Below are 19,213 nucleotides of genomic sequence, written 5' to 3'. Positions count from 1 at the left end.
CAGGGCCGGCGCTCGCCGTGTGGCCCGTTCAGGCGTGTCGGACGCTTGCTTCGGACAAAACGTCGAGGACCCTGAGGGCTTCCTCGCCGTCCGTGAGCGGCCGGCGGTTTTCCGCAACGCAGCTCAGGAAATGCCGGCACTCGTCTTTGAGGGGCTCGGACGGTTCGAGCGCAATCGGCTCGCCGGAAGCCTTTACCAAGTGCGGAGCGCCTTTGTCGATGCGTGCCTCGTGGCGGTAGCACATCAACTTTTGTGACCAATCGCACGTGTCGTCGAAGACGATCATCGCGTTCTCGCAGACGGCCACCAGCTTCTGTTCCTTGAACGGGTGCAGCCAGCTGACGAACACATGCGCGCCCACACCGGACGGGAAGGCGAGATGGACGGTCGCGAAATCGGAGAGCGGCTGCAGGAAGGCGCTGCCGAGACCGGTGACCTCCGACGGCTTTTCGCCGGCGAGCGCGATGATCATCGACAGGTCGTGCGGGGCAAAGCTCCACAGCACGTCCTCTTCGGTGCGCAGCTTGCCGATGTTCAGCCGGTTCGAATAGACGTAACGCAGCGATCCGAATTCGCCGCTGCGGACCAGTTCGAGCAGCTTGCGGAAGGCGGCGTGATACTGCAGCAAATGGCCGACCATCAGCACGCGGTCGGCCTTTTCCGCGGCCGCGATCATCGTCTTCGCATCGTCCGGCTTCAGTGCGATCGGCTTTTCGACATAGACGTGCTTGCCGGCGGCGATCGCTGCGAGTGCGTGCTCGGCATGAAGGTGGGCCGGAGTTGCGAGCACGACGCCCTCGATCTCCGGATCCGCCAGGAGTGCCGGATAGTCGAGTGCAGTCACCGAGTACCGCTCGGCGGCAGCCGCCGCCGTTGCCGGGTTGGCGTCCGAAACGGCGTGCAGGGCGCCCAGTTCATGCATGGTGCGCACGAGGTTGCCACCCCAGCTGCCGCACCCAACGACCCCGATCTTCGTCACGCCTGCTCCTATCCGGTTGTTACATCAAGTCTGGTGCCGTGCGGTCGGCGCAGGTGAACGCACGCGCCCGAACCAGACCAGGCGGGGCGATCAACCGCCCCTCAGTGCCGATAGCCATGTGACGTGGCGACCGACGCCCATTTTCCCTTCTGCAGGCCGACGCCGAAATAGCCGCGAATCGTCCGCGCTATCTTCATCTTGCTCTTGCCGGCGCGCTGTGACGTGTCGAGGACCATGGCGACCTCGGAGATCGTGGCGCCCAGATACATCATCTTCAGGGTCAGCTCCAACATGCTCTCGAAGCCGGTGCGCTGGAGAATGCGGGGTCCGTAGACGCCCTGAAGCCGGAGGAGAATGCGTCCCCGATAAAGCCGGAAGAAGCTCGACACGGTCAGCAGACCATGGATCTGGAGGATCTCCTTCACGAAGGCGTTGCTCATGTGGCTGAGAAACCGCCGGAAGGAGGAGGTGTTCATGACGCCGCCGCCGTACATGTACGGGCTCGCGAAGACCGCGTCGTAATCCTCTTCGGTCTGCCGCCTGAGCATCTTGTCGACCAGTTCGTAGCGCGAGGTATTGTCGCCCTCGATGGTCAGCACGTAGTCGTCGTCGGAAAGCCGGCCGGCCAGAAACTCGAAGGCGGTCCCGAACGCAGCGCCGGGGCCGCGGTTCACCTCGTGCTTCAGCACGTGCAGTTCGAGGTCGCCCGCGTGGGTCTCGGCCCGGCTCACCGTCGCATCCGTCGAGCCGTCATCGACCAGGACCACGCACATGGTGGTCCCGGCCGGGATGCCCGTCGCAATATGGCGCAGCCCCGTGAAGAAGCGCTCGATGTTGTCCTCTTCGTTGAGGACCGGAACGACGACATAGAATGCGGCCATGGTCGCCCTCAGCAGGCCGGATCGCGGGTTTCGATGCCGAGCGCGCGCCGCCGGGCCACTTGCCACTGAATGGTCTTGACCATGCCGTCGGGGAGGGCGACCTCGGGCTTGTAGCCGAGCAGCTCCCCGGCCTTGTCCACCGACGGAACGCGACGGTTCACGTCTTCGTACTTGCCGAAGGTCTCGTAGGGGATCAGCTTCAGCTTCGGCTCGGAGTCCTCGCCGCGGACCAGGCGCCAGATCAGGCGGGCCAGGTTCTCGATGGTGATCTCGTAGGTGTTGCCGAGATTGAAGACCTGCGCGTTTGCCTCGTCCTTCATGCCCATCAGGATGAGCCCGCTCACATGGTCGCTGACGAAGGTGAACGAGCGCGTCTGCTGGCCGGAGCCGTGCAGCTCGATTTCCTTGTCGTCCAGGGCCGCGTCGATGAACACCGACTGGGGGCCGCCCCACCAGCTCAGATGCTGGGCCGGGCCGTAGCCGCCGAAGAAGCGGGCGATGCTGAAGGGGAGGTTGTCCCGCTCGCCCATCGCGAAGATCAGCTGTTCCTCGAACATCTTGGAAATGGCGTAGGCCCAGCGGCGGACGTCCGGGTTGCCGACGACGAGGTTGCTGGTCTCCGTGAACGGCAGATCCGGGTTCTTGCCGTAGACGTCGGAGGTGCTGGCGGCGACGAGCTTCGCGCCCACCTTGCGGGCGGCAATGGCGACGTTGTGCGACCCCATGCCGTTGACGGTCAGGGTGTCGTAGGCGTCCGAGTACCTGGGAATCTTGCGCGCGGCGAGATGGTAGATGAGATCGCAGCCTTCGCAGGCCTTCTCGAGCGCGTCCTGGTCCATGATCGTGCCAAGGACGAGGGAAAACTTGTTGTTGCTCTTCTTGGCTTCTTCGAGATTGAGCATGTCGCCGTGCGACATATCGTCGAAGCCGACGACCTCGTGACCCTCGCGCAACAACGCATTGGTCAGGTTCGAGCCGATGAAACCGGCGGCGCCTGTGATCAGTATTTTCATTTTGTCACTGTGGTTCTTTGTCAACTGGGTCGTCGCGATGGACAGTTTCGCCGACCGAAGCAGCCCGAGATGAAAGATGCGGAAGCATCCAGACCAGCGCGCCCGGAAGGCTCACTAGCAGGAACAGCGCTCCATAAGCAATTGAGGTCGAGACCGCAACATCGGCCGGGACCTGAAGAAGAGCAAAAGCGACCGAGATCGCCCCTTCGCGCAGTCCCCATCCGCCGAGCGAGAACGGCATGCCGGCAAGCAGAAGTGGGATAGGGACCACCACGAGCGTCTCGAGGAAGGTCAGATTCGCGCCGAACCGTCGGGCCAGTTCGTACATGACGACGATGTTGATGATGTGGGTGAGGAACCCGAAGCCGACGATGCCGATCCCGTAGCGCCAGCTCTTGAACACCGACAGGCTGAACGCCGCGGTTCGGATCACCCAGCGGATGAAGCGGTTCCCGATCAGGTGGCTCGGCAGCAGCGCGAGAAGCAGAAAGACAACGGCGCCGCAGAACATGGCGGCCATGGCGATATAGAGCTGGGTGCGGTGCCACTCGTTCTCGATCAGCTGGCTGAGCGGCCAGAGAGTGAGAAGGCACAGGCCGAGCAGCGTCCCGAGCCCGAAGAAGCGATCCAGTCCGACAGCGCTCGCTGCCTGGGAAATCTGGATCTTCGCGCGATGCAGGACGAGAAGGCGCGCGGCATCCCCGCCAACGATCGTAGCCGGCGTCTGGGCGAGGAGCTGGCCAAGCCAACAGGAATGCACGACCGGAAGCAGCGTCGGCTTGGCGCCGCACAGGACGAGCGCCGTCCAGAGTCTTCCGCTGCCCACGACGATCTGCAGCAGGAGCAGGCCGCCTGCGACGACAAAGGCCTCGACCCCGACTTTTGAGAAGTTGCGCGCGACCTCGGACAGGCTGACCCTGCCCAGGACGACGTACAGAAGAACGGCGGACAGCGTGAGCTGAAGCCCGACGATGATGATTTTCGTCCAGAAACGCCGAGAGCGGGGAGATTCTTTGGTTCGCATTTTCCGTTCGACGTTCTCAGATCACGTCTATCCGATTCACTCGACAGACCGGTTGTCGGCGCCTTGGGGCGGCTCGGACACCGAATTCCGGTTCGAGCGCAGCGCTATGTACACGCCTTTGCGTATCAAGCCCATCCCCGTGCCCGGCGAGGCGGCCAGCTCTTCCGCCGCATCGGCGGCGACGGATCTGCCCGACCGGCCGAGGTCTATACCGCCGCGGTCGTTACCATCCGGCCGATCAGGGCGTCGAGGATTTCGGCTGCTGCGGCGCCGTCCCCGTAGTCCGTGATTTCGGTGCGCTCGCGACTGGTCTCCGGAGATGTCCAGAGCCGGTTCCAGCCCGCGTCGATCGTCTCCACCCACTCCGATTCGCTGCGCAGGGTGATGCAGGGAACGCGGTGGAAATAGGCTTCCTTCTGCAGGCCGCCGGAATCGGTCAGGACCTCGTGCGCTGCGGCCAGGAGCCGGTGCATGTCGAGATAGCCCAGCGGATCGATGAGCCGCACCGCGCCGAACGAGACACCCAGCCGATCGGCAACCGTCCGGGTGCGCGGATGCAGCGGGAGTACCAGCGGCATCTCCTCTGCCTTCTGCCGAAGATAGTCCGCCACCCGTTCCAGCTCGGGTTTGCCCTTGGTGTTCTCCGCCCGGTGGACGGTCGCGAGCCGGAACTCGCCCGGCGTCAGACCCAGGGTGTCGAGGATCGACGACCGCTCCCGCGCCCGGTCGCGGGCGAAGATCGTGGCGTCGTACATCAGATCGCCGCTCTTGATGACGCCGCGCGTGATGCCTTCGTTGGCGAGATTGGTGACCGCGGTGCCGGTCGGGCAGAACAGCAGCGTGGCGAGATGGTCGGTGAGGACCCGATTGATCTCTTCCGGCATGGCCCGGTTGAACGAGCGCAGGCCCGCCTCGACGTGGACGACCGGGATGTGCCGCTTGGCCGCCGCCAGCGCGCCGGCGAGAGTGGAATCGGTGTCGCCGTAGACAAGAACGCAGTCGGCCTCGAGCGTCGGCAGCAGGCGGTCGAGTTCGACCAGCATCCGGCCGGTGATGTCGCCGCTGCCGTCGTTGCGCACCTCGAGCTGAATGTCCGGCTTCGGGATCGCCAGTTCGTCGAAGAAGACGTCCGACATGTTGCTGTCGTAGTGCTGACCGGTGTGGATCAGAATTTCCCGGACGCCCTCGCGCTCGGCGACCAGCCGCGAGAACGGGGCCGCCTTGATGAACTGGGGGCGGGCGCCCACGATCGTCGCGATGGTCAGGTCTTTGCTCAAGGTCATCTCCTTAGCCGTGTTCCGGCCTCGCGCCTGTTGGCACTGGAGCGGCCAGGGCGGCTGTCGCGGGCCGGTCACGGCACACGGATTATGTCACGGTCGAGTGCTGCCTAGCCGGATCGCTTGGCTAATCCAAGTGCTGATTTTGGCCGTCGGCTGTCCTTGGCGCGGCAGCGCGCCGTTCCAAATCGGCGGGGAGGAGGGTGTGCCGGTTCAACTGTCGATAGCTTTCGGTGGTGGACGCGGCTATCCCGGGCCGAATGCCAGCGCGGTGTCGGGCGCCGTGCGCCGGCCGACTTGACTCCGTTCCGTTTCGCGGCCTTTACCAAGGTGGCGTTGCGGTCGGGGCTGATTCAAAAGCGGAGGTAATCCGCACGGCGCATGCAGCGTTGGCGGGCACGTGATCAATGGGCAGCAAAAGGTAGGCAGCGCCTTGAGCAATCAAGAGCACCCTGAACGGCGTGGGTGGTGGGCAGGCGTATCGCCGCTTGTCTGGAGCACCATCGCGATCGCGGTCTTCGTTCTCATCCATGCTCGGATCGAAGTCCTCATCCGTGCCGACATGGCTCCGGTTGCCGATTCGCTCGTCTATCAGTCGACCGCGCTCGAACTCGTCGACAAGCTGACAAAAGGGACGCTTTCGCTCTTTGATTTCCTCTATTCGGCGAGGCCGTCGCCGCCGCTCTTCATCTGGTCGCTGTCCATCGGCTATATCCTGTTCGGAACCGGCGATTTCGCGGCCTATTTCGTCTCGGCGTTCTGGATCGGTCTGACGGCGTTCGCCCTGATGCTCAACGCCTCGCTGTTCCTCGGACGCAGCTGGTGGGCGGGGCTGGTCGGCCTGCTGTTCCTGGCGCTGCCGGTGGCGAACCTCTACGGCTACGGCGACACCCGCAACGACTGGCCTCCCATCGCGCTTCTGCTGCTCTGCGTCTATTTCGTTGCAGCGTCGGATCTGTTCGCACGCCGCGGCATGTCGCTTCTGGCTGGTGGCGCGGCCGGTCTGGCCTTGCTCGGCAAGTCGTCGATGGCCGGCTATGTCGTGTGGCCCGCCCTTGTTCTGCTCGTTTTTCTGGCGTTTCACATCCGGACGCTTCGACGTCGCCAATACATCAATATCGCCCTGTGTCTGGCGGTTTGTTTCGTCGTTGCGGGCTGGTTCTACATCCAGATGTGGGACGTCATTTACAGCTACTACAGTTTCTGGGCGGGAAATAATCAGTTCAAGCGCGAGATGTACCAGCTTTCCGGTGGCTGGGATGAGTGGCTGTTCTTCCCAAGGAACATTCCGGCGCAGTATGGGCTGTGGCTGGCCTTGGCGGTGTCGATCCTGGCTGCGTTCGCCGTTGTTGCGGCGCTCGTCTCCTGGATAAGCGGTGGGCGCGTGGGGCCTCGATTGAGCCGAAACGAGGGTTTGCTTGTCGTCCTCTGCGTGGGGCTGGGCTATCTGCCCTACCTGAGCCTTCTAGCGACGCACTCCTATGCGGGGCCGGCCGACCTGACCATGATCCCGTTCCAGATCGTGCTCGCTGCCATGGGCATCTGGATGCTGGTTGCGCCGTCGCGCCGCGCGACTGACGAACGCCCGCGCGGCTTTGCTCGGGCAAATGCCGTGGCAATCGTCGTCGCTGCCGCGCTTATCGTGATCATGAACGTCATGTCGTTCCGCACCCACCTCGCCCAGCCGCGCTATGCTGGAATCCATTCGCAGCAGACGACCGAAAAAATTCTGGCGGTGCTGGATCAGTATGGCATCAACGACTTTACTCTGTTCAACCTGTTCATGGATCTCGACTACAATTCACAGACACTCATCTATGATGTGTTGCGATCTCCGTTGCTGAGATTGACCTATCAGCCGACGTTGTCGGGAGGGCTCAATCTGTCGAAGGTCCGAGGCGAGAACGACTACAACGACGGCGAGCCCGACCCCGAGCCGGATTGGGTTCCGGAGGGGGTGAACCTCAGCGCGTTCGACCGGTACGACACGCTCGTCACGAACTCCAACGTCCTGCTTTATCCGAGCCGCCCGAAAGGGCCGGGTTTCAGTCCGTTGAACAAGGAATGGGCCGACTATGGCGCATTGCTCGAGGCCGACCCGCGTGTCCGCCAGATCGGCGCGGTGACGGCCTACCGCGATCGCACGGAAATCCTCGTCTACGCGACGACTGACGTGGAGGTCTTCGAGACTCCCGACCAATGGCTGCCGGCGGACGGACCGATCAGCATCGTGAGTTCTCCGGATCGTTCGCTCGCCTTCGAGTTGATCGGAACTCCGATCCGCGATGTGCCGATCGATGACGTCCGTCTGAAGATGGAAGACGGCAAGTCGCTTGAGGCGCAGTCCTGCGAGGCGCCTGCTGGAGCCACGGAGCGGTGCTATCGCTTCGTCGTCGAGCACGACGATCCTGATGCCTACACGGGCAACCTGTCGATCGATCCGGCCGTTCTCGGGGCGGCCTCGGATGCGGATCAGCGTCGGCTCTTTCTCTGGAAGCCGTCCGTCCGCGTGGCCGAACCCGCTGCTGACGAGCACTAGATGTCGTACGACGCCACCGGTTCAGACCCCGATTCCAGCAAACGTGTCACTGACGCAACTCCGACTTACAAGAAGCTGGGGCTTTTTGTCGGCTGCTTGCTCGCGGGTGTCGTCGCCATCGGACTGCTGCTTGTCTGGCTGGTCCCGTCGACGCCGACATCCGCGCGGCATTTCGGTCACGTGACCGGCTCCCGGCTGATGGAATCCAAAATTGCCTGGTACCGCGAGCAGACGAGGACCCGTCAGTTCGACGTGATCGTGGTCGGCAATTCAATGTGCGAGTTCGGCATCGACGGCGACGTCGTCACCCAGGCGATGGACGGTGCGCCGTTCAATCCGAGCGGGACGCCGGCGTCGAAGGTCTTCAACGCCTCCATCGGCGGGCTGTCTCCCAAGGTCGCCGATCAGTATGTTCGCGTTCTTTTCTCAATTCAGAAGCCGAAGTCGCTGATTTATTGCGCGTCGCTCATTGGTCGTGCCCTTCGAGACGGTGACGACGAGAATGCGATCTGGAACGCTGCAATGGATGAAGAGCGAATTGACTATTTCTTCGATGCTTACGAAGGGTCGATCTTCCAGAAGCTGTCGTTCAGTCCCTATCTTTCCAACCTGTCACTGGTCGTCTTCGATTCGCACGCGTATCGTAAGATCTTTGCCTTTTTTGCCGATCTGTTCCGTACCAACGCCGATCGACTGGGCGCCGGCTATCAGGACACGGTTCCACTTGGGTCTGACGGTGGCTATGAATTGCCCAGCACTGCGGTTGCGCAGCCGGAATTTCGTGAAGCCAACTATTCGGTCCTTACCGGACCAAGCTGGACGGCGATAGAGGCCTTACAAGGTCTGACTGACTCGATCGGCGTCGATTTTTATGTGATGCCGATTTTCATTTCCGGCATGATGACAGCCGACACCGATGTTGCCGACATTCCGCTGGCGCGGCTCGAGGCCATCGGGGTCCGGACCATCGACTGTGCTATCCGGATGTCGGCGAAGGCGGTGGACCTCGCGGACGACACGCACCTGTCCTGGCTTGGCGAGCAGCGTCTGTCCAAATGCGTCGGCGACGCGCTGCGCACCGGCCAGCTTCACGATCTGCCGATCATCGACAATGCCAGCGACTATCTGAGCGAAGCCGACATGCCGGTTTCCGACCGGCGCGCTCCCGCGTTCGACGATATCCTTCCAAGGGCGGCCTCGTTTCCGAACTACTTCCTGACCACCGTTCGGCCCTCGTCATCGCCAGACGCCGTTCTCGAGATCAAGCTCTCTGACTCTTGGCAGACAGCGCCGCTTCCTGTCGCGGCATTCGATTTCTCCGCTCGCGTCCTCACTGCGTCCGGTGAAGACACCGAAGCCGAGATCCTGGACCTCTCTCCCTATTCCTTCACGATTGCCGTGCCGGACCGCTGGACGCCGGGGACCGTTGCAATGGTACGCCTCGGCGTCTTCAAGGAAGGCGATTTCGTGCCGGTAAACACTCCAGTCAAATCCTATTCCTGGCGCTGAGCCCCTCCGCAGATGCTGTTTCACACCCCGGCCTTCATCGTTTTTCTGATCGTCGTCTTCACGCTCTGGTCGCTCACGCCGCGTGCCTGGTATCGCGAAGTCATTATCCTTCTCGCCTCGCTGTTCTTCTATGGCTTCTGGGACGTCCGGTTCCTGCCGCTTCTTGTGGGCGTCTGGGTTCTTACCTGGCTCACGATCAACCGGATGCATGCTGCGCCGGACGGGTCGCGAAAACGGGCGATGTTCTCCATCCTCGGGGTGGTGCTGCTGCTCGCCATCCTCGCGATCTTCAAATATGTCGGTTTCTTTGGCGACGTGTTCGGCGGACGGGAGCAACTGGCCGCGCTCGAACTGCTGCCGGCCAATCTCCTGGATTCCGTCGCGCCGCTCGGCCTCTCGTTCGTCACGTTCCAGGCCATCGGTCTGATCGTCGACTACCGGCGCGGCGAGTTGACCGAGGCGCCGGGCCTCTTTGCCACCGGCCGCTTCCTCACCTTCTTCCCGCAGCTGATCGCCGGTCCGATCGAGCGCTACACCCATCTGGCGCCGCAGCTTGAGGGCAAAGCGCTTGCGCAGCAGCCGCCCATCGACAGGCGCATCGCGACGGGGTTGACGCTGTTTGCGATCGGTTTCTTCCGGAAGGCTGTGGGCGATCTGCTCGGCTTCTACACCGATCCGATCTTCGACGACATCGGGAACGCCGAGCCGCATCTGGTCATGCTCGGCCTGCTCGGATTCACGCTGCAGATCTATTTCGATTTCGCCGGCTATTCGGAAATGGCACGCGGGATCGGCCGGCTGTTCGGCGTCGACCTCGCCATCAACTTCCGCGCTCCCTATTTCGCGCGCAATATTCAGGACTTCTGGCGCCGCTGGAACATGACGCTGTCGTTCTGGTTCCGGGACTACCTCTATATCCCGCTCGGCGGCAGCCGGCTCGGCGTGCCGCGCCACGTTCTCAACCTCTTCGTGACCATGACGCTGTGCGGGCTCTGGCACGGGGCTGCGATCAATTTCGTGGTCTGGGGCGCGCTCCACGCGATCTTCCAGAGCGTCCTGGTCCTCAAGCGTCTGGCATTGCCGCGCAGGCGCGAGCGGGGGGCCGCCACGACGCCGGCGGACTGGATCTCCTCGGTCGGCGCGCGAATCCTGACGCTGCTTTGCGTCATCTACGCCTGGATGTTCTTCCGGATCAGAAGCGCCGAGGATCTCTGGATCGCCCACGAAAAGCTCGGCGCATTCTTCCTCGACCCGATCATCGGCGCCGTGAACCTGCCCCTGATGGTTCTGATCGGATGCTGTTTCGCCCTCGACGGCTGGATCGAGAGGCGGGGCGACTATGTCACGCCGCTCGGCCAGGCCATCGGCCACAGGCGCCTGATCGTGTGGGGCCTGCTGTCGGCGGTGCTCATCTGCGCCGGCGCCCTGATCCTGAGCGTGATGCCGGCGCGCGTGTTCATCTACTTCGAGTTCTGAAACTCGGATACTTCCTAGCCGTGGAGCGCGGGCGCTTCGGACAAACGGCGGGCGGCCATCGCCTGCACCGGATAAATCAAATTTCGTAGCCGAACCGCTCTAGGTCGCGGGCGTAGAGCTGCGCAATGGAAGATTTTGTCTCATCCGAAAGGGCATCGGTCGATATCGGAGGATTGCTCTTCTCTGTGGTTTCCAGTCTGCTGACATCGAGTCCAAGCTCCTTTGTCAGGATAAGGAGTGTTTCATCAATGGCTTCGAGTTGGCCAATGTGATCCAAATCGGCGTCCAAGATGTTTCCGTATACCTGATTTGGCAGATGGCTTGGAGATAGTAGATCTTCTCTTCTATAGAATCTATGATCATGTTCGAGAATAATATGCTGGCCAAATTTCTGATGGTAGCCGAATAAGTCGATATCGTTCCCATCCAGTTCAATCCCAAAATGATCTGCATATTTTAAGCAGGAAATCATTCTCGCGAAAGGATTTCGGACGATGGAGAATTTAAAGTAATCGTCCCAGTGCTCGCTATAGAGTGATTTGGCCTGGCGTGCTGTCAGGTGCTTGGTTTCTGGGCTGAGATCCCACCAATCCCCGCCCGCCATCAGCGTCTCAACGCTGGTCCCGCCGCATCTCGGGATGTGGATGAAAATGCACTTGTATTCATGGCTTATCATCAGTGAATTCCAAGCCTGTCAAATAATTTCAGTTTTGTTTCCCGTTCTGCTTTTCCATCTCGTTGGTAATTTGCGTGATCGTCTCGTTTAGTTCGTCAATATGCGCAGCTTGTCGATTAATGAGGTCGAGCCGCTCATCACAGGCTTTCTGCAGTGCGTTCGCTGCGGAGTCGAGTTCGGTAATCAGCCTCGCCCTCTTTTCAAGTTCGGTTTGGAGGATGGCGGTCTGGCCCGCGAGTTCAATCTCGTCGAAAACACAGGGAGGAAGCCTAAAGCGCTTCACGAGATTCTGGGATTTCTCCTCGATGTAGTATCGGTTCAGCCCGTCAAAATACGCGAAGACGTATCCGCTCTGGATTACAGATTCTTCCCATGCCTGATTATTGAGGATCGCGTCAGTATCTTCCCATGAATCTGGGCGCTGTCCCTGTATGACACTTTCGATAACGAGCACAGTGGGGCGAAACTGGCGGAAGTCGATACTTTCAATGACCTCCGATTCGAGGCCCTCGACGTCGATCTTCAGAAAATCAATATTCTCAACTTTGTGTTCGGCCAGGATGGTGGAGAGCGGCACTCCACTCACGGCGTACTCCTCGATCGGAAGACCCTTATTCTTCATCACTTCGGCGACTGCGGGGTCGGCCGTCGAGAAGTAATCCTCGCTCGGGCACTCGAAGAAAGGTATCTCTCCAGATAATTTCGTTATTGCCACGTTGAGGTTGATGTCTCGGGTGCGCTCCCGAACGAAATTCTCGAAACGCGATCGAATAGGCTCGATATTGATGCCGCTCCAACCCAGATCGTAAAAATGTTTGGTGACCGAGTGCTCGTTGGGATCCCATGCCCCAACGTCGACATAGAAGCCGTCCGTTTTGCCGTCGAAGAGACGGCTCAACATGACGTCTTCGAAATTCTGTGCGTAGCTTTTCAATTTGCTGTCTCCAGAACTGGGATACTGCCGGAGGTCTGCGGAGCAGCAGCTTCCCCATGTCTGCCGGGGGCGCTTACCAAATAGGACAAGGCTAGTTCTTCGGGGAGATTGTGGAGTTTTCGCGTCCTTCCACCGTGAGGTTCGGTGAATGCGCGGTTTCGTCGCCATCGCTAGACGCCGGCATGTCCTGCAGGAGCCTGTCGATCGTCTTGCGCTGGACATACGCGTTGTGGTGGGCGCTTTCCAGCGCCTTGGTGAGGATGTCGACGTGCTCCTGAAGGGCACGGACCGCCGAATAGTGGGGTTGATAGATGCACTGCCCCAGATCGACGGAAGAGGGTTGCTCGGGCAGTTCGGAGGGGGCCGGGGAAAGTCCGACACCGAGACGTGCGGGAGTAGGTGGACCTCCTTCCGCGCGCAGAGCCTCTACCGCCTTGGCGAAGATCGCGCCGTGGAGAACGTAAGTGTTCGGATGCCGGTCGATGAAGCCGGGCATCGCGGTCTTGCTGAAAAAGTTGGCGTCCGCCTCGCTGGAGATGTTCATCACATAGTCGGTGAAGACGAACTTCATGTAGGTCTTCTGGAATTGGCGGAACTGTTCGACGTTGTGACGCCTGAGCGCGATCGTGAAAGCCCATTCGAGGTAGATGTCGTAGGCGACGCGCGGATCTTCGGTCTTGACGAAGTGCTCCAGCCCGGGCCGCCAGATCGACTTCACGAACGTCTGGAACTGCGGATCGCAGACGGCATAGATCGCGTTGCCGTTGATGTGACGGGCGAATTCGAGGGGCAGGGCAGCTTCGCCGCAATAGGGGCTGCCCATCACCCAGAACGGTTCGGCGCGCGCAACCCGGCGGCTGAGGGCTGCGAGCCAGCCTGATCGGATCGGGACGCAATCGGTCTCCATCTGGAACACGGCGCCCCGCTCGTCCTTAAGCCGTTCGATCAGCTCGAAGAACTGGTTGTTGGGTCCGGCCTTGTAGCCGCCCTTCGGCTCGGGAAGGACGTTCTCGCGGAGATAGAGGTCGCGCTCGCCGCGCAGGTCCAGATAGATGAAGTCGAGGGTGGAAAACCGCCGCTTGAGCGTCTCGGTCGCCTCGAACGCGGACCTGATCCGCTCTTCCTCGGACGCTGCATCGTCGTTGTTGAAGCAAAGGACGAGGCGCGGCTGCGGACCGTCGGTTGCGCCGGGATCGAAATCCGGCTGGTCCCAAAGCCAGAAGTTAGTGAGCAGCCGCGGGATCTCGCGCAGATTGAGCGGGATGGCAACCGACGTGAGCGACAGGCCCTTGAGCGTATCTTTCGGGCGATCGGTATCCATGTTTCGTCTCCCGTGCGCTCATCGGTCGGCAATCGACTGAGCACCTTGGCTGATTCTCTCGGCCGCATGACCCGTCGGGCGCCGTCCGACGCGTGTCTCTAGATCATTTCCCGGCCGCGTGGAAACCGGTCGGCCACCCGGAACATGCTTCGAAACATAGGGTTGGGGCCGTTCGGCGATTTCGGGAAAGGCCGAAGGGCGCTAGAAGTCGACCTCTGCCTGAAGCGCCCTCAACTGGGCCCATTTCTGATAGAAGCGGACCTGTTCCTCGCGCTTCGACCGCTCGGCAACCTCGTGGAGGGCCGAAACCAGGTCCTCGGCAAGCACTGCCACGGCCTCAGGGGGAGGCGAAGCGCCGGCAACCAGGTCGACGGCGGGAGCGACGGTAATGCTATCCTTCGCAAGATAGGGAAACAGCGTCTCCAGATCGTCACCGGCCTTCGCGCCCAGACAGATCCGCGCCTGCGCATAGAGGATTGCGATCTCGCGCTCTCGCCATTCACGAGTGGCTGTCTTCTGGTGCAACGCTGCCGGCAGCAGGTCGCCGACCAGGATCGCCATCGGCGTCTCGAGCGGCGTGGTGAAGCGGGTCGACGTGAAGACATCGGCCGCCAGATGTTTGCAGAACCTGTCGACAAGAACGGAATCGGCAGCCGTGTCCCGGCCGGTGTGGGCTGGAAACCCAACGAACTCGGCTCCGTCGACCCTCGGCGCGCCGCCGCGATCCAGAATGGTCAGCCGCACGTTCTCCGCCAGCTTCGGCAGCAGGTCGTGCCAGAGCCGGGACGACGGACTGTCGGGAAACTGGAAGGCCACCCCGTCGACGATCAGATGCAAATCGCGGCTCACCGGACCTCCTCGGCGTGCCGTCGGAACTCGTTTTCCTGGGCGAGGTCCCGCAGCAGCAATTGAACGTGGTCATAGCGCGACCCGTTGACCGCGCTGAGTGTCAGGCCATGGATGGCGGAGCAGCGCCTCAGAAAGTCTGAAGGCTCCTCGATGGAGGCGCGCGGCGCGACTTCTGACCATAGTTTCTTGGAGATCCGCCGGGCCTCCTCGACGCCGGGTGTATCCGGACGCGTCGAGATGCCCTCGGGATTGACGTAGTATGCCACGTGCGGGTCGTTCAGCTTGAAGAACGTCCGGCCCGCGACCGTACACCGGACCCAGAATTCCCAATCACCGGCCGAGCGGAGGCTGTCGTTGAAATAGCCGATGTCGGAATGCAGGGCCTTCCGCCACATCGGCGCGTTGTGCGGGGAATTGAAGTGCACGATGTTGTGCGGGGTCACCGACGGGAGCTCGGTCTTGACGCCCACGGCTTCGATCTCTGCGAAGGAAAGCGTCGGATCCAGCGTGTAGAAGACGTCCTGGTAGACGACATCGACGAACGGCAGACTGTCGAGGGCACCGACCTGGCGTTCCAGCGAATCCGCGCGGCGAAGGTCGTCCAGATTGGCGTTGGTCAGGTATTCGCCGCGGGCCATCGAAACGGCGATGTTCCACGCCGTATATATCCCGATCCGATGCGGCATTCGAAGATAGACGATCTGCGGGAAGCGCGCCTGGTACTGCTCGATGACCTTGTGCTCATCCTCCGGCGAATCCGCATCGATGATGATCAGTTCGCAGTCCTGAAAGATCGTCTGTGAGGTGATGTTGTCGAGATAGCGCTCGATATACTGGCCGCCCCGGTAGAGGCTGGCGATTATTGTGGCCCGAGGGGGTGAAGCATCGCGGCGGGGTGTGAAATGGCTTGCGGCGGCAGCCGGTGCCTTCTCATGGCGCCGGGGGGCGTTCGCGAGCCGCGCCCAGCTCTTCCGATCAAGGACCTGCTCAGTTCCGAGAACCAGGCTTTGACTGACATCGTGCAGGGGTGAAGCGGCGGACTCGGCACGCCGTCTGGCGAGATACTGTGCGAAATGGGCGATCACCAGGTCGGAGCGGGTGCTATCCGGGTCGACGAGGTCAGCGCGGGTCATCTCGATTTCTTGCGCCGTCGCGCCGCGGCCGACCAGAGCTTCGTAGAGCCAGGAGATGAACTCTCCGTCGCTGATATCGGCAGAGCCGAGACCGGCCGAAATATGCTTCTTGCGTGCTGCCGCCTCGTCGCTCAGACGGACCGAGTTGAGGAAATGAGGGAAGGGACTGCCCGACGCGAGCTCCAACGCACGCTGCTTGAGTTCGTCCGGATTGGGATCCCGTCCGAGGTACGTCTGATAGACGAGGGAGACCGCCGCTTCCCAACTCTGCTGGACCGCGGCAGCTTCCATGCTGCTGGACAGATCAGCCCCCGAGGCAGCGTGCGGCGAGGGTGCGTCGAGCCGCTTTGTGTCGGGTCTGCCTGCGGTCTGAAGAGCGCGCCGCATGGCATTACGGATCGATCGCAACATGAAACGGGGCTTCGCTGACGCTAGGGAAATGATCGGCGGTCATCGGGTAGCGCGGTCGCCGGCAGAAGTCCACATCGGCGCGCCGCCGGCATCCGATCGCAGCCGCTGATTTCGAACCAATCAGGCGGTCCTGCTTCTTCCGCTTGGACCCGGTTCTGCTGCAAACCGACAGGCTTACACGCAGACAACCCCGAGGCGGTTTATGGCAGAGGGGACTGGCTCGCGCAGGGTACAACCCGAGCGGATGGTGACCTCAGACGGCAAATTCCGTGGTGAGGAAATCCTCGTAGGTCTGCTGGATGCCTTCCTTCAGCTGCAACTGCGGGGCCCAGCCGAGTTTGCGAAGGCGGCTGCTGTCCATCAGCTTGCGCGGCGTACCGTCCGGCTTCGACAGATCATGCTTGAGGGCACCCTTGAAACCGACGACCTCTGCAATCATCGCCGCGAGATCCTTGATCGAGATTTCGCTGCCGGTGCCGACGTTGATGTGCTCGTATTCGGAGTAGTTCTTCATCAGGAACACGCAGGCGTCGGCCAGATCGTGCACGTGCATGAATTCCCGCAGCGGCGAGCCCGACCCCCACATCACCATGCTGTCCTGATTGGCGATCTTCGCCTCGTGCATCTTGCGAAGCAGCGCCGGCAGCACGTGGCTGGTGCTGAGGTCGTAGTTGTCCTTCGGGCCATAGAGGTTGGTCGGCATCACGGAGATGAAGTCCGACCCGTACTGCTTGCGGTAGGCTTGGCAGAGCTTGATGCCGGCGATCTTGGCCACCGCATACCATTGGTTCGTCGGTTCAAGCGGGCCGGTGAGGAGCGAGTCCTCCGGGATCGGCTGCGGCGCGAACTTCGGATAGATGCAGGAGGAACCGAGGAAGAGGAGCTTCTCCACGCCCATCTGATTCGCCTCGTGAATCTGGTTCGAGGCGATCATAAGGTTGTCATAGATGAAGTCGGCCGGCCGGCTGTCGTTGGCAAGAATGCCGCCGACTTTGGCGGCCGCGATGATCATCGCCTGAGGCCGGTGCCGCTCCATCCAGGCGCGCACCATCGCTGGATCACGCAGATCGACGCTGCGGTCGGAGACCAGGATCTCGCAATCTTCCGACTTCAGGCGCTCCACGATGGCAGAGCCAACCATGCCATTGTGGCCGGAGACCCACACCCGTTTTCCAGCGAGGTTGTAGCCCATTGACCGATAAATCCTTCGCAATTGCCCTCGAAAAGGACAGTTAGCACCGGGTCCCGTGTCAGACAAGATTGCGGCGGGGCGCGAAAGAGGAGGGATCGGCGCGACCACCCGTGTCATCCATCGGTATCGATCGTGGAGGCATGCGCGCCGCTGGCGCGCGTCCTGGGTTTGGGAGTGCAGGCTCTTTATTCTCGGACGAATCTCGTATTCGAAAGAGCTGGCCGGGTCGGAATGACCCTCGTGGGCCGTCCCCTAGAGAGGGCAAACCGTGCCGTACCCGAAGACTTCGCCTGCCTCATCCGTCCGGATCGGAACCGATTGGCTTGTCCTGTCGGCGTTCGTGCTCGTCATCGTCTTCCTGTGGCAGGTGACCTACATCTCGTGGCCGCCGGTGCCTGGCAACAATCCCGAGTATCCGATCGGCTGGTGGGGCTGGTTCGACCAGGGCAACTATCTGCGCGGAGCGCGGGCGCTGCTTGAGGGCAATTTTTCGCCGTCGGAGCACTATTATCCGCCGCTGTATCCGCTGATCGGTGCCGCATTCATCGGCCTTTTCCCGCAGCACGCCTACTACTTCGTCGATCTGTTCGCGACCGTCGGCTTCTTCCTGCTGTTTGTGGCGACCACGCGCCGCCACATCGGGTTCTGGCCGGCTGCGATCATCGGCTTCACCTTCATCGCGCCGATCAACATGATCCGCCTGCAATGGGTCATTCCCTGGACGAGCACGGTCTCGGCCGTTCTGGTCGGCGCATCATTTCTCCTTTTCGACCGCTTCGAACGTGCACGGCGCCATGGCTTCTGGGGCATGCGGACCCACGTGGCAGTGGCCTTCCTTTTCGGCCTCATGTGCGGACTGCAGCTGCCGTTGCGGCCGGGTGACATCGTTCTGATGGCGCCCGTCGCGCTCGCCTATGCCGTTCTGGTCGGGATCGACCTTGTGCGGGGAGGGGAGGACGGCCAGCGACGGAAAGCCGTGGGCGCCGCGATTGCCGGAATTCTGGGACTGGTGCCCGGCGCCGCCATCATGTCGGGCTTCAATCTCCTGGCGTTCGGCGATCTTCTCGGCGGCTATTTCGCGCTGTCGGTCTCCCGAGGCTTCTACTTTGCGGATTTCGGCGAGAAGCTGTTCTCGCTGGTCGTTGCCTCCCATCCGCTCTACGTGGAGCGCGGCGCCGACTGGCTGACGGAATTGCCGATCAATGCGCTGTGCCTCGGGTTCCTGCCCGCGGCGGTGCTGTTTGCGCGGCCGCTTCTGTTCCGACTGGTGGCGATCGCCGCGCTTTTGCAGATCTTTCTTTATTTCTCCTATGGCGATGCGATCCCGCCCGGCACCTTCCGCTACTGGAACATCCACTATTTCAAATGGATGCTGCCCTGGATCGTCGCCCTCGCGGCCTATTTCGTCTATCACGCGCTCACCGCCGGCTCCGGTCACCGCCGCCAGGCGGTCGCCGGCCTGGCAACGGGTGTCGCCGCTACCCTGCTTCTCTTCAGCGTGAACGTCGATCCGCTGCCGCGTCCGGTCTCCTCTCTGGAGGGCGGGGGCGAAGGGCCGGTCGTCTTGCATTTTCCGGAGGGCCCGGCCATCGACTACATCGACTTCGATGGAACCCCGGGCGGCTGGAACGAGGTCTATTTCGACAATCGGGCTACGATCCGCGCCGATGGCGGCGAGCCGCTGGAGAACTACAGCGAATACCGGATGCTGCCGCGCGGGGGCGACGGGATCCGGCTTCTGTTCATACGTCCTCTTGACGCAGAGACGGTATCGGTGGATTTCGGGACCGCTCTGACCCGCGAGGCACCGCTCGCGGCGGGCGATGTGCATGCTGCCTCGGCCGAATTCGGTCTCGACTGGCCGTTCGCCAGCCATTGGCGGTGATCGAAAGATCGCAAACGGACGTAGGTCCAGTTTGACGCGGTCGATCCATCCAGACCGATGTCCGTCCACTTTCCCAACCTGGAGATCGACTGTATGTCAGCGCCGCAGCCCGGA

The 19,213-nt window shown here is 61.8% G+C and carries 15 protein-coding genes; 4 read left to right on the top strand and 11 right to left on the bottom strand.

Annotated elements, in window-relative coordinates:
• Nucleotides 1-28: 28 nt before the first annotated feature.
• The 5 genes from J2S73_RS13285 to wecB form a co-directional block, all read right to left on the bottom strand.
• On the bottom strand, nt 29-979 hold the full coding sequence (locus tag J2S73_RS13285) for a Gfo/Idh/MocA family protein (RefSeq protein ID WP_306886032.1): 951 nt from the start codon (nt 977-979) through the stop codon (nt 29-31).
• A gap of 101 nt (nt 980-1,080) precedes the next feature.
• A complete protein-coding gene (locus tag J2S73_RS13280; RefSeq protein ID WP_306886031.1) occupies nt 1,081-1,860 on the bottom strand; it encodes a glycosyltransferase family 2 protein in 780 nt (259 codons plus the stop codon).
• A gap of 8 nt (nt 1,861-1,868) precedes the next feature.
• The gene (locus J2S73_RS13275) at nt 1,869-2,873 is read right to left on the bottom strand and encodes an NAD-dependent epimerase/dehydratase family protein (RefSeq protein WP_306886030.1); all 1,005 of its coding nucleotides are present in this window, start codon (nt 2,871-2,873) and stop codon (nt 1,869-1,871) included.
• A gap of 4 nt (nt 2,874-2,877) precedes the next feature.
• Nucleotides 2,878-3,897: a lysylphosphatidylglycerol synthase transmembrane domain-containing protein gene (locus J2S73_RS13270; RefSeq protein WP_306886029.1), complete on the bottom strand. Its 1,020-nt coding sequence runs from the start codon at nt 3,895-3,897 to the stop codon at nt 2,878-2,880.
• A gap of 206 nt (nt 3,898-4,103) precedes the next feature.
• Nucleotides 4,104-5,174, bottom strand: a complete 1,071-nt coding sequence (gene wecB, locus J2S73_RS13265; protein WP_306886028.1) for a non-hydrolyzing UDP-N-acetylglucosamine 2-epimerase — start codon at nt 5,172-5,174, stop codon at nt 4,104-4,106.
• 433 nt (nt 5,175-5,607) lie between these two features.
• Here wecB and J2S73_RS13260 point away from each other — a divergent pair, with 433 nt between their 5' ends.
• Genes J2S73_RS13260 through J2S73_RS13250 form a run of 3 tightly spaced genes read left to right on the top strand, consistent with a single transcriptional unit; the run spans nt 5,608 to nt 10,698 of the window.
• Nucleotides 5,608-7,713, top strand: coding sequence for a glycosyltransferase family 39 protein (locus tag J2S73_RS13260; RefSeq protein ID WP_306886027.1), 2,106 nt, complete (start codon nt 5,608-5,610; stop codon nt 7,711-7,713).
• Nucleotides 7,714-9,222 carry a hypothetical protein gene (locus tag J2S73_RS13255; RefSeq protein WP_306886025.1) on the top strand — a complete coding sequence of 503 codons (1,509 nt, stop codon included), beginning with the start codon at nt 7,714-7,716 and terminating at the stop codon, nt 9,220-9,222.
• A 12-nt stretch (nt 9,223-9,234) separates the two neighbouring features.
• Nucleotides 9,235-10,698, top strand: coding sequence for an MBOAT family O-acyltransferase (locus tag J2S73_RS13250; protein ID WP_306886024.1), 1,464 nt, complete (start codon nt 9,235-9,237; stop codon nt 10,696-10,698).
• Nucleotides 10,699-10,774: 76 nt separating this feature from the next.
• Here J2S73_RS13250 and J2S73_RS13245 read toward each other — a convergent pair whose 3' ends face one another.
• The 6 genes from J2S73_RS13245 to fcl form a co-directional block, all read right to left on the bottom strand.
• Nucleotides 10,775-11,374, bottom strand: coding sequence for a sulfotransferase family 2 domain-containing protein (locus J2S73_RS13245; RefSeq protein WP_306886023.1), 600 nt, complete (start codon nt 11,372-11,374; stop codon nt 10,775-10,777).
• A 28-nt stretch (nt 11,375-11,402) separates the two neighbouring features.
• Nucleotides 11,403-12,308, bottom strand: a complete 906-nt coding sequence (locus tag J2S73_RS13240; protein WP_306886022.1) for an FkbM family methyltransferase — start codon at nt 12,306-12,308, stop codon at nt 11,403-11,405.
• A 91-nt stretch (nt 12,309-12,399) separates the two neighbouring features.
• Nucleotides 12,400-13,629 carry a hypothetical protein gene (locus J2S73_RS13235; RefSeq protein WP_306886021.1) on the bottom strand — a complete coding sequence of 410 codons (1,230 nt, stop codon included), beginning with the start codon at nt 13,627-13,629 and terminating at the stop codon, nt 12,400-12,402.
• 201 nt (nt 13,630-13,830) lie between these two features.
• Nucleotides 13,831-14,478: a hypothetical protein gene (locus J2S73_RS13230; protein ID WP_306886020.1), complete on the bottom strand. Its 648-nt coding sequence runs from the start codon at nt 14,476-14,478 to the stop codon at nt 13,831-13,833.
• Entirely contained in the window at nt 14,475-16,022 is a 1,548-nt protein-coding gene (locus J2S73_RS13225; RefSeq protein ID WP_306886019.1) for a glycosyltransferase, read from the bottom strand. Before J2S73_RS13225 ends, J2S73_RS13230 begins: the two co-directional genes overlap by 4 nt.
• A gap of 253 nt (nt 16,023-16,275) precedes the next feature.
• Nucleotides 16,276-17,214 (bottom strand): GDP-L-fucose synthase, encoded by a 939-nt coding sequence (fcl, locus tag J2S73_RS13220; protein ID WP_306886319.1) that lies wholly within the window; start codon nt 17,212-17,214, stop codon nt 16,276-16,278.
• 268 nt (nt 17,215-17,482) lie between these two features.
• Here fcl and J2S73_RS13215 point away from each other — a divergent pair, with 268 nt between their 5' ends.
• Entirely contained in the window at nt 17,483-19,099 is a 1,617-nt protein-coding gene (locus J2S73_RS13215; protein ID WP_306886018.1) for a hypothetical protein, read from the top strand.
• Nucleotides 19,100-19,213: the final 114 nt, after the last annotated feature.

Origin of the sequence: Amorphus orientalis (assembly GCF_030814015.1) — a bacterium.
Lineage (GTDB): Bacteria > Pseudomonadota > Alphaproteobacteria > Rhizobiales > Amorphaceae > Amorphus > Amorphus orientalis.
Note: the sequence above shows the minus strand (reverse complement) of the source record. Positions and strands in the feature narration are given on the sequence as shown.

Coding starts and splice junctions, on each gene's coding strand:
- J2S73_RS13280 (WP_306886031.1), bottom strand. CDS start 1,860: ATGGCCGCATTCTATGTCGTCGTTCCGGTCCTCAACGAAGAGGACAAC.
- J2S73_RS13255 (WP_306886025.1), top strand. CDS start 7,714: ATGTCGTACGACGCCACCGGTTCAGACCCCGATTCCAGCAAACGTGTC.
- J2S73_RS13275 (WP_306886030.1), bottom strand. CDS start 2,873: ATGAAAATACTGATCACAGGCGCCGCCGGTTTCATCGGCTCGAACCTG.
- J2S73_RS13250 (WP_306886024.1), top strand. CDS start 9,235: ATGCTGTTTCACACCCCGGCCTTCATCGTTTTTCTGATCGTCGTCTTC.
- J2S73_RS13270 (WP_306886029.1), bottom strand. CDS start 3,897: ATGCGAACCAAAGAATCTCCCCGCTCTCGGCGTTTCTGGACGAAAATC.
- J2S73_RS13225 (WP_306886019.1), bottom strand. CDS start 16,022: ATGTTGCGATCGATCCGTAATGCCATGCGGCGCGCTCTTCAGACCGCA.
- fcl (WP_306886319.1), bottom strand. CDS start 17,214: ATGGGCTACAACCTCGCTGGAAAACGGGTGTGGGTCTCCGGCCACAAT.
- J2S73_RS13235 (WP_306886021.1), bottom strand. CDS start 13,629: ATGGATACCGATCGCCCGAAAGATACGCTCAAGGGCCTGTCGCTCACG.
- J2S73_RS13245 (WP_306886023.1), bottom strand. CDS start 11,374: ATGATAAGCCATGAATACAAGTGCATTTTCATCCACATCCCGAGATGC.